An 18,610-nucleotide genomic window follows, 5' to 3' on the forward strand; every position below is an offset into this window, starting at 1 on the left:
GCACATTAGGTTTGTGGTGCAGCACCTGACAGGCTATAAATCAGCAAAATGTCCACCGAGACGCGACAATGAATCCCTTCGAAGACATGCGCCTGTTTTGCCAGGTCATGGAATCCGGCAGTTTCACCGCCGCCGCCGAGCAATTGGGGCTGTCCAAGCAATTCGTCAGCCGCCGCCTGATCCAACTCGAAGACCGCCTCGGCGTGCGCCTGCTCAATCGCTCGACCCGCCGCCTGGATGTCACGCCCCTGGGGCAGAGTTACTACGAATCGGCCTTGCGCCTGCTCAGCGAAGTCGAGCAAGTGGAGCAGGGCATTGCCGGGCAGAACAGCGAACCGCGCGGCACCATTCGCCTGAGTGCGCCGTTGTCGTTTGCCATGGCCCATCTGGGTTGCCTGTTGCCGCTGTTTTTGCAGCGCTATCCGCAGGTGTCGGTGGAAGTCGATCTGAGCGACCGCCCGGTGGACTTGATCGGCGAAGGCTACGATCTGGTGTTGCGCATCGGCATCCTCGAAGACTCCACCCTGATCGCCCGGCGTATCGCCAGCGTGCAGCGTGTGTACTGCGCCAGCCCCGAGTACCTTGCGTTGCGTGGCACACCGCAGAAACCCGACGACCTGACCGACCACGATTGCCTGCCCTACGGCCACGGCCGCCAGGTGCAATGGCGGTTCCAGAGCAAAGGCAAGCCGCAGTCGCTGAACGTCAGCGGGCGCATGCGCGTCAATAATGGCGAGTTGCTGCGCGACGCCGCCATCACCGGGTTGGGCGTCACCTACCTGCCGACCTTTATCGTCGCCGATGCCTTGGCGGACGGGCGCCTGGTGACGCTGTTGCAAGACTTCGCCCCCGAAGCCCTGACGCTGTCGGCGGTGTACCCGCAGCACCGGCAGAGTTCGAGGCCGGTGCAGGCGCTGGTGGAGTTCCTGCGCGAGCGCCTGGCTAACGGCTGTTGAACAGCTGACGGATCAGGTTCGGCGTGGTGCCTGTCCAGCGCTTGAACGAACGCCGGAAGTTCGCCGCATCGTTGAAGTTCAGGTACGCGGCCACTTCATCGTTGCTGAACCCCTTGACCTGATACAGGTGCAACGCGACGTGCTTGCGCACCCGATCCACCTGCTGCTGAAAGCCGGTGTCGTGCTTGTGCAGTTTGCGCTTGAGGGTCGCCGGGCTCATGGCGAACGCCTGGGCCGCCTGTTCCAGGCTGGGCGGCTGGCGCACCTGTTCGCGCAGGTAGTCGTAGAGGCAATCGAGAAAACTGTCGGCAAAACCGAGCTGTTCGATCTGCTCGCGGGCCTGCTGGCGCGCGACTTGGCCGGCGGTGGCCGACGCGCCGGGCCAGGCCATGACCAGGTATTCGCGCGGGATGCACATCATGTCCAGCGGGCGCGCGAAGCGCGTGTGTTCGCCCAGGTGAACCCAGTATTGTTCGACGTAATGCGGCTCGCCATGGCTGAAGCTGCATTGCCACGGCAGGCGCTGGCCGCTGAGCCAGCGGCTCATGGCGACCAGCGAGGTCATGCTGGCTTCCAGCAGGAACCGCCAGTGTTCGCCGGCGCCGCAGCTGTCCCGCCAGTACAGGTAGGCATGGTGTTCATCCCGCTCCAATTGCAGCGTCACCAGCGGGCTGAGCAGCACCTGTTGCTGGATCAGGATCTCCAGCGCCTGATCCAGGTTCTGCGCGTGGCCCAGGGCATGGCTGGCGGCGCCGTAATAGCCGGGCAGCAGGCGTTGGCCAAACAGGAAGCTGCTCTCATCGGCAGCGAGCAGGCGCCGGCTGTTGCCGATCAATCCGAGAAACTGCTGCGGGCTCAGTTGCGCTGTACCGGCGAGGATGTCCTCGTGGAACAGCCCGGTGCCGCGCAACAGGCGATGGCTGTCGATGTCGCGGGACAAGGCCAGGTCGATCAACGCGGCGGGTTGGTAATGCCCTGGGATGAAGCGGCTGTCGGCCTCATACCAACGGGTTTTCACGGCCATTTCAGGCGCTTTTCGCAAGCGGTTGTTTGGCGCGGGCGAGCGTCAGGTTCAGGCGCTTGAGCAAGTCCTGGGGCGGCTCGTCCAGGGCCATCACCACGGCCGTGCTCGCCGCCAGTTGCAGGCGCTCGCCGTGTTGTCGCGTCTTGTGCGCCAGGCTGCGCACCGCTTGCTCCAACTCCAGCGCCAACGCCTGGGCCTGGCGCTCGCCGGTGTTGGGCAACACCACCACAAAGCGGTCGCCGGCCAGGCGGCAGAGTAAGTCCTGGCGGCGCAGATTGAGCAGTAGCACATGGCTGAGGGCCTGCAATACCGCATCGCCCTCGGCGTGGCCGTAGGCCTGGTTGATCGCAGTGAAATTGTCCAGGTCCAGGGCCAGCAGCGACAGCGGTTGTTGCTGGTCGCGGCTGTCTTGCAGGCTGTCGGCCAGTTGGCGCTTGAGGTAATCGGCGCCGCCCAGGGGCGTGAGTGTGTCGAACAGCCGGTGCTCGCGAAACAGCCGCTCGCGCTTCTCCATTTGCGCGCTGATCGCCAGTTGTTCGCGGTGCCAGTGGTAGATACCCAGGGTCAGCAGGATCATGCCCACCGGCATCGGCCCGGACTCCAGCCAGTGATCCCAGGTGATGCTGGCAGGCAGGCGAATGAATTCGTCGAGGCTGTCGATCCACCAGGAGAAAAAGATGCACGACAGGCCCAGTGCCAGGTAATTGGTGACGCGCCCTGCGGGGCGGCTTTTCAGCACCAGGCCCAGCCATACCAGGGCGAGCAGGGCGGAGCCGCCTTCGCCGATGATATCCAGCCATACCCACTCGCTGACGCTTTTGAGCTCGCCGCAGGCCAGGTGCAGGATCAGCCCAAGATTGGCCGCGAGCAGCAGCAGGGCGAGTTTCCAGCGGTGGGGTTTGAGCACGCAAAACATGGCCGCGAGTCCTCTGGCGAATGAGCGATGGGCGCCAGCACAGCAGATGGATGTGACGGTTGGATGACGAGGGGGGAGGGTCGAATCAGCTCACCCCACACGCGATGAAAACCAACGGTGGGAGGGGGCTTGCCCCGATTGCGGTGTGCCAGATGGCTTATCTATTGACTGACCCACCGCTATCGGGGGCGAGCCCCCTCCCACCGTTGACCTCCAGAGGTCATTTCGGCTCATTCCACGTTGAGAACCAGGCAAAACTCCCGGTTTACGGGCCTTGCGGCCAACCCCTGTCACAGAACCGTCATCCCCCGGCCCTAGCGTGCCCTCCCAGTTGCCGGGCCTCTTGCCTGGCGCCAACGGACTCTTGGGGAGGACTTCATGTACAAGCGCACCGGGCTCGTCAGCTTTACGCTCACCGCCTTGGCCCTGGCGATGGCCAGCGAGCGGCTCCAGGCCGCCGACGCCACCCACACCGAGCACGTCGACGTGGTCGGCCAGGCGGCCGCCATCGACCAGGCGCTTAAGGAACAGCGCTCCTCCGACAGCATCAAGAGCGTGGTGCATGCCGACGGCGTGGCGCAGTTGCCGGATGAAAACGTTGCCGAAGCCGCGCAGCGCCTGCCCGGCATCAGCGTCGAGCGCGACCAGGGCGAAGGTCGGTTCGTCAGCGTGCGCGGCCTCGGCCCGGACCTCAACAGCGTGACCATCAACGGCACCCTGGTGCCGTCGCCCGAAAGCGAACGTCGCGCCGTGGCCCTCGATGTGCTGCCCTCCGAGCTGGTGCAGTCGCTGTCGGTGATCAAGACCCTGACCCCGGACATGGACGCCAACTCCCTCGGCGGCACCGTCGATGTGAAGAGCCTGTCGGCGTTCGATCACAAAGGCCTGTTCTACACCGGCAGCACCGAGGCCAGCTACGACAAGAACACGCGCCAGACCAGCCCGAAATTCTCCGGCGCGGCGAGCAACCGCTTCAGCCTCGGCGATGGTATCGACAACTTCGGCGTCGCCGCGGCCCTGAGCTGGCAGAAGCGCGACTTCGGCTCGGACAACGTCGAAACCGGCGGCGCCTGGGACTTCAGCCAGGGGGCCAAACTCAACAAGTTCGAACAGCGTGACTACGACATCAGCCGCGAACGCGCTGGCGGTGGCCTGAACTTCGACTACAAGCCCGATGACCTCAGCAGCTACTACCTGCGCACCCTCTACAGCCGCTACACCGACACCGAGACCCGCAACGCCGCCAGCCTCGAGTTTGCCGACCCCCAGGCCCCTGGCGAGCTGGGTGTGGCCGAGGGCAAGCGCAAGTTGAAGAACCGTGAGGAAACCCAGGAAATCCAGTCCTACGTGTTCGGCGGCGAACGCATGCTCGGCCTGTGGACCCTCAGCGGCCAGGCCGGCTACAGCCAATCCAGCGAAGACAGCCCGGCGCATATCGCCGGCGCCACCTTCGATGGCGGCGACTTTGCCGACAGCGGCTTCTACGACAAAGACAAACCGCGTCCGATCGTCGGCGCCGGCTTCTACGACGCGAGCAACTTCACCCTGGACAAGGTCGACTGGGAAAAACAGAACACCCAAGACACCGAGAAAAACCTGCGCCTGGACCTGGCCCGCGACTACGACCTGAGCGGCTACGCGTCCCAGGTCAAGTTCGGCGGCAAGGTCAGCCGCCGGCACAAGGACAACGACCTGGAAGCCTGGGTCTACAAGAACTTCGACGACCTGGGCTTCACCGACGAACAACTCAACCTCACCCGGTTCCAGAAGGGCAGCGTCGACTACCGTCTCGGCAATTACGGCCCGGGTATCAGCGCGGGGAGTATCAAGCAGCTGATCGGCAGCCTCAACCGTGATGACTTCTATGACGAGACCGAATCCCGGGTCAACGACTTCACCATCCGCGAGGACATCAACGCCGGCTACCTGATGAACACCATCGACATCAACGACTGGCGTTTCATCGCGGGCATGCGCTACGAAGGCACCGAGTTCGAAGCCAAAGGCACCGGCGCCACCGACGGCCAGTTCAGCGCCACCGAGACCAAGCGGCGTTATCACCATTGGTTGCCGGGCCTGCATGCGCGTTACCAGATCGACAAGAACACCCAGGTGCGCGCGGCCTGGACCAAGTCCGTGGTGCGCCCGACCTTTGGCCAACTGGCGCCGGGGTTCGTGATCGACGATGACGAAGCCACCTTCGGCAACCCGGACCTCAAGCCCCTGGAGTCGAGCAACCTCGACCTGGGCATCGAGCACTTCATGGGCCGCGCAGGCACCGTGTCGGCGTTCGTGTTCTACAAAGACATCAAGCACTTTGTCTACAACACCGACGTGGCCGGCACCGGCGCCTGGACCAACTTCGCCGAGGCCCACACCTACGCCAACGGCGACAGCGCCAAGCTCTATGGCCTGGAACTGGCCTACTCACAAAAGTTCGACTGGCTGCCCGCGCCGTGGAACGGCCTGTTGGTCGGTGCAAACACCACGTTCAGCCGCTCCAGCGCCGATATCGAAGGCTTCGACGCGGCCAGCGGCGGCAACCGCACACGCAACATCAGCTTGCCCAACCAGTCGGACACTGTCGGCAACCTGATGCTCGGCTGGGAAAACGACAAGCTCAGCCTGCGCGTGTCGGCCAACTACAAATCGGCCTACCTGTATGAGTTGGCCTCGATCAACGACAAGGCCCACGACCTGCACGTCGACGCACAGACTTTTGTCGACTTCAGCGCACGCTACTCGCTGACCAAGAACCTGCAAGTCAGCTTCGAGGCGCAGAACCTCACCGACGAGTCGTACTTCGTCTACACCGGCCACCGCAGCTACAACGGCCAGTACGAAGAGTACGGCCCGACCTACAAGCTCGGCCTGACCTTCACCCATTTCTAACCACCACCTCGACCCGAATGTGGGAGGGGGCTTGCTCCCGATAGCGGTGTGTCAGTTGCCGGATTTATCAGCCGAACCACTGCCATCGGGAGCACCCCCCCCTCGCACATGGGTTGTTCATCGTTTTCGAAGGATTTGCCTGTTCATGAGATTTTCCAAGCTATACCTGCTGATGGCCCTGGCCACCTGCGGCCATGCGCTGGCCGCCGACCTGGCCCTGACGCGTTGGGCGCCGAACCTGAACGCCGAGGCGCTGGCCTTCCTGCCCAACGGCCCCGAACGCCTGGCCGCCAGCACCCGCGACGGCCTGTTGCTGCTCGACGAAAAAGGCGCCGAACTGGCGCGTTTCAAGGGCAACTTCAGCAGCCTCGACAGCCGTGCCGCCGGTGCCCAGGTGCTGGTGGCGACCCTGGATAACCAACGCCAGCAGGCCATGCTGATCAGCCTGGATAGCGCCGGCAAACGCTGGGGCGCGCCGCTGTACCTGCCGACCCGCGACTATCCGGTCAACGGCGTGTGCCTGTATCGCGACTCGGCGGCCAACCTGTTTGTGTTCCTGGTGGGCGAAGAGGGCAAGGGCGAGCAATGGCTGGTGGGCAATGGCCCGACGTTGCTGGCCCGACCCCAGCGTGTGCGCGGCTTGCCGCTGCCGCCGTCGGCGCAGTTCTGCCAGGTGGACGATGCGACCCATCAACTGGTGGTGAACGAAGAAAACGTCGGCTGGTGGGCCTACCCGGCGCACCCGGAAGCCGAGGTGAAACGCACGCCGGTGGCGCTGTTCGACAATCCCGGGCGCGCCGCCGGGGCCATGGCGCTGGTGCCGGGTGGGCTGGTCGCGCTTGATCCGAAGAGCGCGCAACTGCAGCTGTTCCAGCAGGACGGCGAGCGCTGGGTCGCCCAGCCGAGCCTGCACCTGCCGGGTGTGAAGGAGGCGGAAAACCTGGCAATCAAAGGCCGGCAACTGCTGCTGCGCGACGACGACAGCGGCAACCTCTATCAGGCCGAGTTGACGTGGCAGGCTACGCCCGTCGCGCCGCTGCCGGTGCTGCCGGAAGTCGCCGCCCAGCGCCAGACCGACCCGGTCGGGCGCCAAGGCGATGCGGCGGACGACCCGGCGATCTGGATTCACCCGCAACGACCGGCGCAGAGCCGCGTGCTCGGCACCAACAAAAAACAAGGCCTGCTGGCCTACGACCTCGACGGCAAGCTGTTGCAGGAGCTGGCGGTGGGGCGCCTGAACAACGTCGATGTCCGCCCCAACTTCAAGCTCGGCCAACAGACCGTCGACCTCGCCGTGGCGAGCAATCGCGATCACAACAGCCTGAGCCTGTTCAGCATCGACCGTCAGAGCGGCGAGTTGCGCGAAGCCGGCGAAGTGCCGACGCCGCTCAAGGAAATCTACGGCATCTGTCTGTTCCAGCCGGCCAGCGGTGAACTGTACGCGATCGCCAACGGCAAGGACGGCACCTTCCTGCAATACCGTTTGAGCGCGCCGGCTGGCCGCGTGCAGGGCGAGTTGGTGCGCCAGTTCAAGGTCGACAGCCAACCCGAAGGCTGCGTCGCCGATGACCAGCGTCAGCGCCTGTTCATCGGTGAAGAAGATGTCGGCGTCTGGGCGGTGGACGCCCGAGCCGATCAGCCGGCGACGTTGACCAGCGTGATCAAGGTCGGCGCGCAACTGCACGCGGATGTCGAGGGCCTGGCGCTGTACCAGAGCGGCGCGCGCGATTACCTGGTGATCTCCAGCCAAGGCAATGACAGCTACCTGGTGGTGGATGCCGAACCGCCGTTCGCCGCCCACGGCGCCTTTCGCGTCGGTTTGAACGCTGAGGCCGGGATCGATGGGGCGTCGGAAACCGATGGCCTCGAAGTCACCGCCGTCAACCTCGGCGGGCCGTGGAGCCAAGGCATGCTGGTGGTGCAGGACGGGCGCAAGCGTATGCCGGAGCAAACCCAGAACTTCAAGTTCGTGCCCTGGCGCGATGTGACCCGCGCGCTGAAATTGCCGTAAGCCGTCATCACCCGATCATCACTTTTTAATCGAATAGGAGTTCACCACCATGCACGCGACGATGGAACATATGACGATCTGGGGGTTGATCAGCGACGCCAGCCTGTTGGTCAAGGCGGTGATGGTCACGCTGCTGTTGGCGTCCTTGCTCAGTTGGTACTTGATCCTCCAGCGCGGCAGTGTGCTGCGGCGCCTGGAGCGCCAGTTGAACGGGTTTTTGCCGCGCTTTCGCGCGGCTCCGGACCTGCAGGCGCTGTACCGCGACACCGTGCAGGCGGGCGAGGGCGGCGTGGCGCCGATCTTTATCGCCGGGGTCGAGGAATACCAGCACCTGCACAGCCACGATCCGGCGGTACTCGAAGGGGTGGAGCGCGCCTTGCAGGTGGCGATCACCGCGCAGGAAATCGAGTTGGAAAAGGGCCTGCAGTTTCTCGCCACCGTGGGTTCGGTCAGCCCGTACATCGGCCTGTTCGGCACGGTGTGGGGCATCATGAATTCCTTTCTCGGCTTGTCCCAGGTGCAACAGGCCACGCTGTCCACGGTGGCGCCGGGCATCGCCGAAGCCTTGATCGCCACGGCCATCGGCCTGTTTGCCGCCATCCCGGCGGTGATCGCCTACAACCGCTTTTCGGCGCGCAGCCAGACGCTGCTCACCCGCTACTACGCCTTCGGCAATGAACTGCAAGTGCGCCTGCATCGCAGCCTGAGCGGCATGCCGACCCACCTGGCCACGGCCGCCTGAACAGGAGCAAGCCCATGTTAACCAGGCCGCAACGCAAGCACGGGCCCAAGGCCGAGATGAACGTGGTGCCCTATATCGATGTGATGCTGGTGCTGTTGGTGATCTTTATGGTCACCGCACCGATGCTGACCCAGGGCGTGAAGATCGACCTGCCCAAGGTCGCCGCCGAGGCGCTGGCCACCGACACCCGCCAGCAGATCCTCACGCTGTCGGTAAAGGCCGACGGCAGTTACTACTGGAACCTCGGCGACGAGCTGGACACGCAGCACCAGACCGACAGCGCCGTGAGCCTGGAGGACATGGGCGCCAAGGTCATGCAAGTGGTGGCGGCGCGCAGTGACACCCAGGTCTATATCCGCGCTGACGAAGACGCCGGGTATGGGCGCGTGGTCGCGGCGATGGCGGTGTTGCAAAAGGGCGGCGTCAGCCACCTGGGGCTGGTGACCGAGGCCCCGCAATGACGGCGATGATCATGCACAGTCCGAGCCTGGTGATGGCGCCTCGGGATTGCAGCGGGTGGTGGCGCAAAGGCTTGGCGGCGAGCCTGGCCGTTGCGCTGCATGTGGGTGTGGTGGCCGGGCTGATGTTGGGCTGGTCACCGCAGAAGCCGATGGTGCAAGCGCCGCAGGTGATGCATACGCAACTGGTGATGCTGCCGCCGGCCCCGGCCCCCGTGCCTGAACCGCTGCCTGAAGCGCTGGCGGTGGCGCCGCCACCGCCGGAGCCCGTGGCGGTGCCGACGCCGGTGAAACCCACCCTCGACCCACAGATCCAGGCGCAAAAACTGGAGAAAGCGGCCCTGGCGCGTAAGCGCGTCGAGCAAAAGCGTCTTGAACAGCAACAGGAACGCCAGGCCACCGAACAGCACAACCGCGAGCTGGAGCAACAACGGCTGAACCAGGCGCGGCTGGCCGCTGAAACCGCGCGGGTTGCCACACCTGCTCCAGCCCCGGCGTTCGACAGTCGCCAATACTTGCCGCTGAGCAAAGAAGCACCGCAGTACCCCGAACGCGCCCTGGACAAAAACATCGAAGGCGATTGCTCGGTGGAGTACACCGTCAACTCCCTGGGCCGCGTGGAAAACCCCAAGGTGCTGGACGGCTGTCACCCGCTGTTTATCCGGCCTTCATTGGCGGCGGCGAATACCTTCCGCTACCAGCCGAGGATCGTTGACGGCAAGGCGGTAGCGGTGCCGGCGGTGCGCAATACCTTTCACTACCGCATCAAATGAGATTGGCCAGCCGACACAAGGCCCCTGCCACATTTTTTAACCGAGTCAGGCGTTGGCCGAGCGCACCACAGACGAGGATGCTCAGGGTGGTGCCCTTGCTCATGTGCGTTCCTTCTGCCGTTGGGCGAAGGCCGCCTTGCCGACGCCTTGCAGCACGGCATCGTTCTGCGGGGTGTGGACGCGGCTGCACAACACGTCGCGGTAGTGGCGCTGCAGCGGGCTGTGGCGGGACAGGCCGGGGTTGCCCGAGGCTTCGATCGCCAGCTCCACGGCGCGGATCGCGTTGCCGGTCACCAGGTACTTCAACTGCGCCGCATTGCCGGCCGGGGTATGCCCTTCGGCGGCGGCGTCGAGCAGGCTGCGGTTGGCAAACAGCAGGGTGTCGATATGCCCGACGGTTTCCTGGAAACGCGGCAATGTCGCCAGCGCGGCGCCGAGGTTGGACGGCTGGCGCGCTTGCAGCCAGTTCACCAGCCAATCGCGCGCGGCCTGGGCCACGGCGTCATACACCGACGACAGCAGCACTGACATCCACAGCAACCCCTCGGCATCCAGTTCCGGCTGCGGTGCGCTCCAGGGGCTGACGCTGACGGCGTGGTCGAGCGGCACCAGCACGTTGTCGAACGCCACGTCATGGCTACAGGTAGCGCGCATGCCCAGGTGGTCCCAGCTGTCGATGATGCTTATGCCGGGGCTGTTTTTGGGAACCAGCCAGGCGCCTACCAGCGGGTCGGCATCGTCACTGCGCGCCCACACGCTGAACCAGCTCAGGCCGTGGCTGCCGGTGGAGTAGAGCTTGCGCCCGCTGATGCGCCAGCCTTCAGGGCTGCGCACCGCGGTGGTCGCCGGCAGGCCGCCGCGGGCGGGGGTGCCGAGGTCCGGCTCGACGCGCAGCGCGTTGATCAGCGCACCGTGGCGCACCGCGTCTTCGGCGACTTTTACACGCAGGTGCGCGGGCCAGGTTTTGCTGTCTTGCAGGCGCGTGTGTTGCAGGTACTGCATCACCAGGATCAGCGCGGTAGAGGGTTCGCCCTTGGCAATCGCGCTGATGGCTTTGCGTGCCTGGGCCAGGCTGGCGCCACCGCCACCGAGGGCCTTGGGCACGGTGAGGGCGAGCAGGCCGTGTTCATGCAGCCGTTTGAAGTTGGCGTGGGGGAAGGCGCCGCTCTCGTCGAAAAGCTGAGCGCTGCCGGCCAGTTCGGCGCTGAGACGGTCGAGCAGGGCGTCGAAGTTGGCGACTTCCACGGCGCGCAAGGACGGTGGCGAGGATGACGTCATGATGCATGGACTCGGTCAGAAATCGGGCAGCGGGCTGGCTCCCCGATGTGGAGGGGTTCGCTCATGCCAATGCCTCCTGCTGTGCTTCGACCTCGGCGGCGACGCTGTAGCGGTTGGCCGGTACGTCCAGGCCGAGGTTGTCGCGCAGGGTCTGGCCGCTGTATTCGCTGCGGAACAGGCCGCGCTGTTGCAGCAATGGCACCACCCGTTCGGTGAAGTATTGCAAGCCATCGGGCAGCACCGAATTGACGATGAAACCATCGCTGGCGCCGGTCTCGAACCAGGTCTGGATCGTATCGGCGACGTGCTCCGGGGTGCCGACAAAATCACGCTTGGGCCGCGAGAAATGCAAGGCCACTTCGCGCAGGGTCAGGCCTTTGTCCCGGGCCAGTTGCTTGATGTGGTCGGAGCCGCCTTTCTGGCTGTTGGAACCCAGCTCGCCCAACTCGGGGAACGGTTCGTCCAGCGAGTACTGGCTGAAGTCATGGTCGTTGAACGGGCGACCGAGGGCGACAATCGCATCTTCCACGGTCACCAGGTCCACTGCCTGCTGATAGCGGCGTTCCACTTCGGCGGCGTCGCGGCCGACAATCGGGCGGATACCCGGCAGGATCGACAGGCTGTCGGCGTCGCGGCCGAAGCCTGTGGCGCGGCGTTTGAGGTCTTGGGTGTAGGCCAGGCCGTCTTCGATGCTGTCGACATGCACAAAGATCGCATCAGCATGCTCGGCGGCGAAGTTGCGCCCGTCCTCTGAGGTGCCCGCCTGGAAAATCGCCGGCTGGCCCTGGCGCGAACGGGCGATGTTGAGTGGGCCTTTCACCGAGAAAAACTCGCCCTGGTGATTCAGCGTGTGCAGCTTGTGCGGGGTGAAGAACTCACCGCTTTGCTTGTTGTAGGCAAAGGCGTCGTCTTCCCAGGAGTCCCACAACCCCTTGACCACATTCAGGTGTTCCCTGGCGATGCGATAGCGCACCGCATGCGGCGGGTGCTCGGCCTTGCCGAAGTTATCGGCGGTGCCGCTCAGCCACGAGGTGACTACGTTCCAGCCGGCGCGGCCGCCGCTGATGTGGTCCAGCGAGGCGAACTGACGTGCGACCTGGTAGGGCTCGGTGTAGCTGACGGTGACGGTGGCGACCAGGCCGATATGCGTGGTCAACGCGGCCAGGGCCGAGAGGATGGTCAGCGGTTCGAACCGGTTGAGGTAATGCGGGCTGGATTTGGCATGGATGTGCAGGCTGTCGGCGATGAACACGAAGTCGAACTTGGCGGTTTCGGCCAGTTCAGTCTGCTGCTTGTAGAACGCAAAATTCGTACTGGCATTCGGTTGCGCCTGTGGGTGGCGCCATTCGCCCCAGCCGTGGCCGACACCGTGGACCATGGCACCGAGTTTCAATTGACGTGGCTTGCTCATGTTCTGCTCCTGTTAACGCGATGCTTGGTTTTGGGGGGCACGCTTGGCGTTAAAGCTCTTGTCGAAACCCTGCGACACGTCGATGTGCCGGGGCAGCAGGCCTTCTTGTTGGTAGGTGTCGGCGGTCGCTTGCAGGCCGCTGATCACGGCGTCGTCAATCAGTACCGGGGTCAGGTGGGTTTCTTTGGCCACGGCCACATGCACGGCCAGCGGCAGCCCGGTGATTTTGCTCTGGGCGGCGGCGTACTCGTTGGGGTGCGTATTGGCCCAGGCGTAGGCGCGGTCGACGCGTGCGACAAAGTCGTCGAGCTGCGCGCGTTTTTCGCTGATGGCCTGGCTGGTTGCCGCGAGGTACAGGTGATTGCTCAACAGCGTGTTGCCGCTGGCCACGATCCGCGCCTGGCTTTGTGAGGTGACCACGGTGGTGTAGGGGTCCCAGGTCGACCAGGCATCGGCGCTGCCATTGTCCAGCACCAGGCGCGATTCGCTGGGCAGCAGGAAAATGAACTGCACGTCCTGGGTGGTCAGGCCGGCGCTGGCCAGGGCCTTGATCGCCAGGTAATGCCCGATGGAGCCTCGGCCTGTCACGATGCGCTTGCCTTTGAGGTCCGCCACGGTCTTGATGGGCGAGTCCTTCGGCACCAGCAGGGCGGTGGTGCTACGCCCGTCGGCGTGGATGATGCTGACCACCTTGAGCGCTGCACCGGCACCGAGGGCGAACACATACGGTGCATCGCCCAGCGCACCGATATCCACGGCGCCAGCATTCAAGGCTTCACCCAGCGGCGAGGCGGACGGAAATTCCGCCCACTGGATTTCATAGGGCACATTCTTGGCTTCGCCGGAGACTTCCAGCAGCGCCTTGATCGTCGATTTCTGATTGGCCACCCGCAGCGGTTGCAGGTCGGCGGCATGGGCGCCGGTGCTCAGGCCGAAGGCCAGTGCGGTGCCCAGGAGCAGGCGTTTGAACGGGGAGGCAAAGACCATGGGATACAGGCTCCAGGCAGATCAAGAAAGGGTTCGGCTACCTCCGCCTGGAGAAGGGGTCGGTGAGGGGTTAACGTTATTCCCATAAAAACCTGCTGTGAAGTTCTTTTTGGTTATATGTTAATTATTAAAATAACTGATTATCTGGTTTATGATTATTCCTTTTATGCATTTAGTTTGGGTGCTGATTCGGAGCATTCCTACGAACGCGTCGGAAAGTCTCACCTGAGCAAGGCAACCACCGCGTGATTTGATCCGGGTCTTTTTCAAACACGGATCGTTGCGCATGACTGACACGCCTTGGGCCGCCCGCGAGGGCGATGCGCTTCTGCACAGTTCCATGCTGGCCGACGTTTTAGGCGGAGTTCTGGAGATTGCCGCCAATGTGGCCGTGACCGCATTGGCGACAGCGGCGGTGGTTGCGGCGGCGGGTGTCACCGTGGCGACTGGCGGCCTCGGCTGCGTTGTACTCGGCGCCGTGGTGGGTGCGGTGGTCGGCGTCGGCATGAGCAAATCCGGCGCGGACAAAGGCCTCTCACGATTATGTGAGTCTTTCGCCAATGCCCTGTTTCCTCCCGTCATCGACGCCTTCATCAGCAGCGGTTCGCCCAACGTATTCATCAACGGCAAACCCGCGGCGCGGGCGGCGGGCAAGATCTCGGATGTAATCGCAGCGCCCGACGGTGAGCCTACTTATCTGGATATCGCTGAAGACTTTTTCTCTCAGCTATGGCGCCCGACAGTCGCTACGCCAGCCTTGGGCGCCGTGCCTTGTCCTGGCGATAAAGTCGACTGCGATAAACATCCGCCGATGCCAGAGCAGTACATGGCCGAGGGTTCCAGTCGCGTATTTATCAACGGCCAGCCCGCCGTGCGCAGTGGGGATCGCAGCACGTGCGAGGCCAAGGTTGGGACGGCGCAGGTTTCGCCGAATGTGATCATCGGCGGCGCCCCGGTCGTCGTCCGCGAAATCCGCAGCGGCAAGACGCCGGGGGTTGGCTTGGCGGTGACGGCGCTGCTGACCTTGCGCGGCGGTGGCGCGAAGTTTTTCAGCAAGCTGCCGTGCATGGTGGTGGGCGGGCTGGTGTCGTGGGGCAGCAGCCAGGTGAGCAATGCCATTACCTCCGCGGTCGCAGGTTCGCCCAACCCGGTACACAGCGCCACGGGGGCGAAAATTCTCGACGGTGAAGACGACTTGGACTTCACCCTGCCTGGCCTGTTGCCGATCGAGTGGCAGCGCTACTACAGCAGTCGGGACGAACGCCGCGATGGCCTGTTCGGCGCCGGTTGGAGTGTGATCTACGAGGTTTTCGTCGAAATGCAGGGGCTTGTTGAGGGCGGCGAGCGCCTGATCTACACCGACGAGCAGGCCCGGCAGATCGATATGGGCGTGATCCCCTTGGGCGGCGCGGTGTTCAGCGCGGGCGAAGGCCTGAGCGTGCGGCGCCATGCCCACGGGCAGGTGCTGATCGAGAGCGTCGATGGGCTCTACAGGTTGTTTGAGCCGGCGCCAGGCAACCCGTCGCACCTGCGCCTGAGCCAGTTGGGGGACCGCAATGACAACCGCATCCTCCTCGACTACGACGCCCAAGGTCGCCTGAGCCAGTTACACGATTCCTTCAATGATGTACGACTCGAACTGGACTACAGCCTGCAATGGCCCGGCCGGGTCGGGCAGATTGACCGCCTGTTCCCCGATCACAGCCGCGAAGTGTTAGTCAGCTACCACTACGATGCCGCTGGCGATCTGGCCGAAGTTCGCGCTGCTGCCGGGCATGTGCAGCGCCGCTTTGCCTACGACAGCGGCCGGCGCATGGTCGAGCACCAACGGCCCACCGGACTGCGTTGCTATTACCAGTGGGCCTGTGTGGAAGACGCCGAATGGCGCGTGGTCCGACACTGGACCGACGAAGGCGATGACTACCAGTTCGACTATGACCTACACGCTGGGATCACGCAGATTACCGATGGTTTGCAACGGGTCAGCACACGCCAATGGAATCCGCAGTACCAGATCACCGAATACACCGACAACCTCGGCCAAACCTGGCAATTCGACTGGAATGACGAGCGCCAGTTGCTCGGTGCCACCGATCCTCAGGGCGGTCAGTGGAAGTTCGGTTACGACGAGTCCGGCAACCTGTGCGAGACGCAAGATCCGTTGGGGCGGATCGAATCCACCGTGTGGCTGGAGCATTGGTCGCTGCCGTTGGTGGAAACCGATGCCGCCGGACAGGCCTGGCAATACCGGTACGACCCGCGCGGCAACTGCGTCAGCGAAATCGATCCACTTGGTCAGACAACGCGCTATCGATACGACCGCTTCGGCCAAGCAGTGGAAATCATCGACGCCACCGGCAAAAGTAAAAAGCTGCGCTGGAACCCGTTCGGGCAACTGGTCGAGCATGTCGATTGCTCAGGCTACCCCACGCGCTTTCGCTACGACGAGCGCGGCTATTTGCAGGTCATCACCGACGCCCTCGGCGAACGCACTCAATTCAGCTACAACGCTCAAGGACGCTTGCTCAGCAGCCAACTGCCGGACGGGCGCACCGAGCAATATCGGCGTGATGCCAGCGGCCAGTTGGTGGGCTACACCGACCCGGCCGGGCACACCACGCTCTACCAGCACAACCGTCGCGGTCAGGTACGCCAGCGCACCGACGCCCATGGACGACAGGTGCAATTCGGCTATGACAGCTATGGGCGGCTGCAAGCGCTGGTCAACGAGAACGGCGAAAGCTATCGGTTCGCGTGGGATGCCGGGGATCGGCTGACCCAACAACAAGACCTCGACGGCAGCGCCAAGCGCTACACCTACGACCGGCTGGATAACATCACGGCAGTGACCGCCGTTGCGGGGCCTTATGGCAATGGCTTGGCGGTGGTTCCCGAGATGCCAGCGCCCCCCATCGTTCATCGACTGGAGCGCGATGCGGTTGGCCGGTTGATTGCCAAGACCACCGACGATGGCCGCACCGACTACAGCTACGATGCGGTGGACCAGCTAACCGCCGTCACCTTCACCGACTTGCAGGGCAATACCCAGGCTCTTGGTTTCGCTTACGACGCCCTTGGCCAGTTGCTTGCCGAACAGAGTTCAGCGGGCAATCTGCACCACCACTACGACGAACTCGGCAACCTGATCCAAACCCAACTGCCCGACGGCCGCTGGCTCAATCGCCTGTACTACGGCAGCGGCCACCTGCACCAGATCAACCTCGACGGCCAGGTCATCAGCGACTTCGAACGCGACCGCCTGCACCGCGAAGTGCTGCGCACCCAAGGCCAACTCAGCACCCGCAGCGAATACGACCGCAGCGGCCGCCTGCGCGCACGCCAGCGCCGCCACGCCAGCCAGCCCTCGTTGATGCCGGCGGCCACACAAAAACACTTCGAGTACGACCCCGCCGACAACCTGATCGGCAAACTCGACCAGCAACCCGCCGCGCAACATCGCCAACTGCTGCACTACGACGCCACCGGCCGCATCATCGCCAGCCAGGACAACCTGCGCGGCCAGCGCGAAACCTTCGCCTACGACGCGGCCGCCAACCTGCTCGACGGCCCGCAAACCGGCGCCGGGCTGGTGGTGCATAACAAACTGCTGACCTACCAGGACAAGCGTTACCGCTACGACGGCTTTGGCCGACTGATCGAAAAACGCAGCGCCGCACGGGGTTTGCAACATTTTGCCTACGACGCTGAACACCGCTTGATCGAAGTACGCAGCCAGAAGAACGGGCGCGAAACGCTGGTGAACATGACCTACGACCCGCTCGGTCGACGTATCACTAAAACCGAACACGACAGCCGGGGTTATGCGCTGGGAGAAACCCGATTCACCTGGGATGGCCTGCGTTTGTTGCAGGAGCATAAACACAGCCAGACCAGCCTTTACGTCTACGCAGACGAAGGCTACGAACCCTTAGCGCGAGTCGACGGCATCGGCCCGCTGCAAAAAATCCGCTACTACCACAACGACCTTAACGGCTTGCCGGAACAATTGACCGAAGGCGACGGGCACAACGTCTGGCGCGCGACTTATCGGGTGTGGGGCAATACGCTGGAGGAGGTGCGTGAGCCTTATTACATTGAAGAGCAGAACCTGCGATTTCAGGGACAGTATCTGGATCGGGAGACGGGGCTGCATTTCAATACGTTCAGGTTTTATGATCCGGATGTGGGGCGATTTACGACGCCGGATCCGATTGGGTTGATGGGTGGGGTTAACTTATACGTATATGCACCAAACCCTTTTGGATATGTCGACCCTATAGGATTAAACTGTGGCTCATCGAAGGGTTTTTCCAGGAAATCTACGATAGCCAAACGCTGGATTGATAAGTTGACAGGCAAGAAATCTGCTGACCTTGACGGCTATCTAAGCACTCGTGGCTGGACTAAAAGTTATCCTCAAGCTGGCAGACCTGATGCCATTCAGCACGTTCATTTTTCTCGAACTACAAAATCCGGATCCATATATAAGCTGGATTATCACCCGGGCGGAAATAAAAGCCAAAAAAATATTCACGGCAACGACTACTGGAAGATTTATAAAGTAAATAAATCGGGGGAAGATGTGGTTTTTGGCCGAATCGGTCACGGAGGATTTAAAAATTACGATTTAATCAAAGATTCTCCAGTCTATGTCGATGGCGCACTAATGAACGGGAGTTTATAAATGATTGACTTCAATGCTGAAATAAAATCCGGGGAGTCTCTCGCGAACATTGTACTCAATAGCAATGTTTCTATTTACCTTAAAGAGCTGTATGAGTACCATGAGGTCGTAGTTAAAAACTATACTTTGCCTGATAGCGAAATCAGGACGGCTTATTGGGTGGATAATACAATAACTATTACTACCAAGGCTGACGGTGCTATATGTTCGCTGGGTTGCAATAAGAACTACAAGGGTACGTACCGGAAAACATTCAGGACTGGCATGTTTTTTTATGAAATAGCTGAGTTATCAAAAAGACAACGCATTTTCAATGGTTCCCTCATCCTAGAGGAAGACTTCGGTATTTCATACGTAATACCTTCACCTTTCGATGAAATTGCCGACAGTATTCAAGATATCCCCGCAAATCTAAGATTAGATGAAATCTATATTTCTGATTTTTCCTCATGGGTAAAATAGTGTGTACGATCGGCCA

13 protein-coding genes are annotated in these 18,610 nt (G+C 62.6%); 8 read left to right on the forward strand and 5 right to left on the reverse strand.

Features of this window, described 5'->3' with window-relative positions; translation table 11 throughout:
• Window positions 1-68 precede the first annotated feature (68 nt).
• A complete protein-coding gene (locus LQ249_RS12635; protein WP_126589511.1) occupies window positions 69-956 on the forward strand; it encodes a LysR family transcriptional regulator in 888 nt (295 codons plus the stop codon).
• Here the strand turns inward: LQ249_RS12635 and LQ249_RS12640 are convergent.
• Both LQ249_RS12640 and LQ249_RS12645 read right to left on the reverse strand, forming a co-directional pair.
• Window positions 943-1,980, reverse strand: a complete 1,038-nt coding sequence (locus LQ249_RS12640; protein ID WP_046383858.1) for an AraC family transcriptional regulator — start codon at window positions 1,978-1,980, stop codon at window positions 943-945. The two genes, LQ249_RS12635 and LQ249_RS12640, sit on opposite strands and share 14 nt — an antisense overlap.
• Before the next feature lies 1 nt (window position 1,981).
• Window positions 1,982-2,896, reverse strand: a complete 915-nt coding sequence (locus LQ249_RS12645) for a GGDEF domain-containing protein (RefSeq protein ID WP_046383857.1) — start codon at window positions 2,894-2,896, stop codon at window positions 1,982-1,984.
• Window positions 2,897-3,274: 378 nt separating this feature from the next.
• On the opposite strand from LQ249_RS12645, the gene LQ249_RS12650 reads away from it, so the two are divergent.
• The 5 genes from LQ249_RS12650 (at window position 3,275) to LQ249_RS12670 (ending at window position 9,772) form a co-directional block, all read left to right on the forward strand.
• Window positions 3,275-5,788 carry a TonB-dependent receptor gene (locus tag LQ249_RS12650; RefSeq protein WP_232566502.1) on the forward strand — a complete coding sequence of 838 codons (2,514 nt, stop codon included), beginning with the start codon at window positions 3,275-3,277 and terminating at the stop codon, window positions 5,786-5,788.
• A 145-nt stretch (window positions 5,789-5,933) separates the two neighbouring features.
• Window positions 5,934-7,799 carry a phytase gene (locus LQ249_RS12655; protein WP_232566503.1) on the forward strand — a complete coding sequence of 622 codons (1,866 nt, stop codon included), beginning with the start codon at window positions 5,934-5,936 and terminating at the stop codon, window positions 7,797-7,799.
• Between the two features lie 49 nt (window positions 7,800-7,848).
• Window positions 7,849-8,541, forward strand: a complete 693-nt coding sequence (tolQ, locus tag LQ249_RS12660; protein ID WP_046383854.1) for a protein TolQ — start codon at window positions 7,849-7,851, stop codon at window positions 8,539-8,541.
• 14 nt (window positions 8,542-8,555) lie between these two features.
• On the forward strand, window positions 8,556-9,002 hold the full coding sequence (tolR, locus tag LQ249_RS12665; RefSeq protein ID WP_046383853.1) for a protein TolR: 447 nt from the start codon (window positions 8,556-8,558) through the stop codon (window positions 9,000-9,002).
• Window positions 8,999-9,772: an energy transducer TonB gene (locus LQ249_RS12670; protein WP_128192627.1), complete on the forward strand. Its 774-nt coding sequence runs from the start codon at window positions 8,999-9,001 to the stop codon at window positions 9,770-9,772. The genes tolR and LQ249_RS12670 overlap by 4 nt, the downstream gene beginning before the upstream one ends.
• A gap of 99 nt (window positions 9,773-9,871) precedes the next feature.
• Here the strand turns inward: LQ249_RS12670 and LQ249_RS12675 are convergent, their stop codons facing one another.
• The 3 genes from LQ249_RS12675 to LQ249_RS12685 all read right to left on the reverse strand — a co-directional run bounded on the left by LQ249_RS12675 (window position 9,872) and on the right by LQ249_RS12685 (window position 13,448).
• Complete coding sequence (locus LQ249_RS12675) at window positions 9,872-11,050, reverse strand: acyl-CoA dehydrogenase family protein (RefSeq protein ID WP_232566504.1); 1,179 nt, start codon at window positions 11,048-11,050, stop codon at window positions 9,872-9,874.
• Window positions 11,051-11,111: 61 nt separating this feature from the next.
• On the reverse strand, window positions 11,112-12,461 hold the full coding sequence (locus LQ249_RS12680) for an LLM class flavin-dependent oxidoreductase (RefSeq protein ID WP_232566505.1): 1,350 nt from the start codon (window positions 12,459-12,461) through the stop codon (window positions 11,112-11,114).
• 12 nt (window positions 12,462-12,473) lie between these two features.
• Window positions 12,474-13,448 (reverse strand): ABC transporter substrate-binding protein, encoded by a 975-nt coding sequence (locus LQ249_RS12685; protein WP_046488508.1) that lies wholly within the window; start codon window positions 13,446-13,448, stop codon window positions 12,474-12,476.
• 286 nt (window positions 13,449-13,734) lie between these two features.
• Here LQ249_RS12685 and LQ249_RS12690 point away from each other — a divergent pair, with 286 nt between their 5' ends.
• Together LQ249_RS12690 and LQ249_RS12695 are read left to right on the forward strand one after the other, a co-directional pair.
• Window positions 13,735-18,132: an RHS repeat-associated core domain-containing protein gene (locus tag LQ249_RS12690; protein ID WP_232566506.1), complete on the forward strand. Its 4,398-nt coding sequence runs from the start codon at window positions 13,735-13,737 to the stop codon at window positions 18,130-18,132.
• Window positions 18,133-18,594: a hypothetical protein gene (locus tag LQ249_RS12695; protein WP_108526512.1), complete on the forward strand. Its 462-nt coding sequence runs from the start codon at window positions 18,133-18,135 to the stop codon at window positions 18,592-18,594.
• Window positions 18,595-18,610: the final 16 nt, after the last annotated feature.

It is taken from the genome of Pseudomonas sp. 7-41 (assembly GCF_021233075.1).
GTDB lineage: Bacteria > Pseudomonadota > Gammaproteobacteria > Pseudomonadales > Pseudomonadaceae > Aquipseudomonas > Aquipseudomonas veronii.

Bases quoted from the DNA above. Each gene is read 5' to 3' on its own strand.
- LQ249_RS12640 (WP_046383858.1), bottom strand. From the start codon at position 1,980: ATGGCCGTGAAAACCCGTTGGTATGAGGCCGACAGCCGCTTCATCCCA.
- LQ249_RS12685 (WP_046488508.1), bottom strand. From the start codon at position 13,448: ATGGTCTTTGCCTCCCCGTTCAAACGCCTGCTCCTGGGCACCGCACTG.
- LQ249_RS12670 (WP_128192627.1), top strand. From the start codon at position 8,999: ATGACGGCGATGATCATGCACAGTCCGAGCCTGGTGATGGCGCCTCGG.
- LQ249_RS12635 (WP_126589511.1), top strand. From the start codon at position 69: ATGAATCCCTTCGAAGACATGCGCCTGTTTTGCCAGGTCATGGAATCC.
- LQ249_RS12645 (WP_046383857.1), bottom strand. From the start codon at position 2,896: ATGTTTTGCGTGCTCAAACCCCACCGCTGGAAACTCGCCCTGCTGCTG.
- tolR (WP_046383853.1), top strand. From the start codon at position 8,556: ATGTTAACCAGGCCGCAACGCAAGCACGGGCCCAAGGCCGAGATGAAC.
- LQ249_RS12675 (WP_232566504.1), bottom strand. From the start codon at position 11,050: ATGACGTCATCCTCGCCACCGTCCTTGCGCGCCGTGGAAGTCGCCAAC.
- LQ249_RS12680 (WP_232566505.1), bottom strand. From the start codon at position 12,461: ATGAGCAAGCCACGTCAATTGAAACTCGGTGCCATGGTCCACGGTGTC.
- LQ249_RS12655 (WP_232566503.1), top strand. From the start codon at position 5,934: ATGAGATTTTCCAAGCTATACCTGCTGATGGCCCTGGCCACCTGCGGC.
- LQ249_RS12650 (WP_232566502.1), top strand. From the start codon at position 3,275: ATGTACAAGCGCACCGGGCTCGTCAGCTTTACGCTCACCGCCTTGGCC.
- tolQ (WP_046383854.1), top strand. From the start codon at position 7,849: ATGCACGCGACGATGGAACATATGACGATCTGGGGGTTGATCAGCGAC.
- LQ249_RS12690 (WP_232566506.1), top strand. From the start codon at position 13,735: ATGACTGACACGCCTTGGGCCGCCCGCGAGGGCGATGCGCTTCTGCAC.
- LQ249_RS12695 (WP_108526512.1), top strand. From the start codon at position 18,133: ATGATTGACTTCAATGCTGAAATAAAATCCGGGGAGTCTCTCGCGAAC.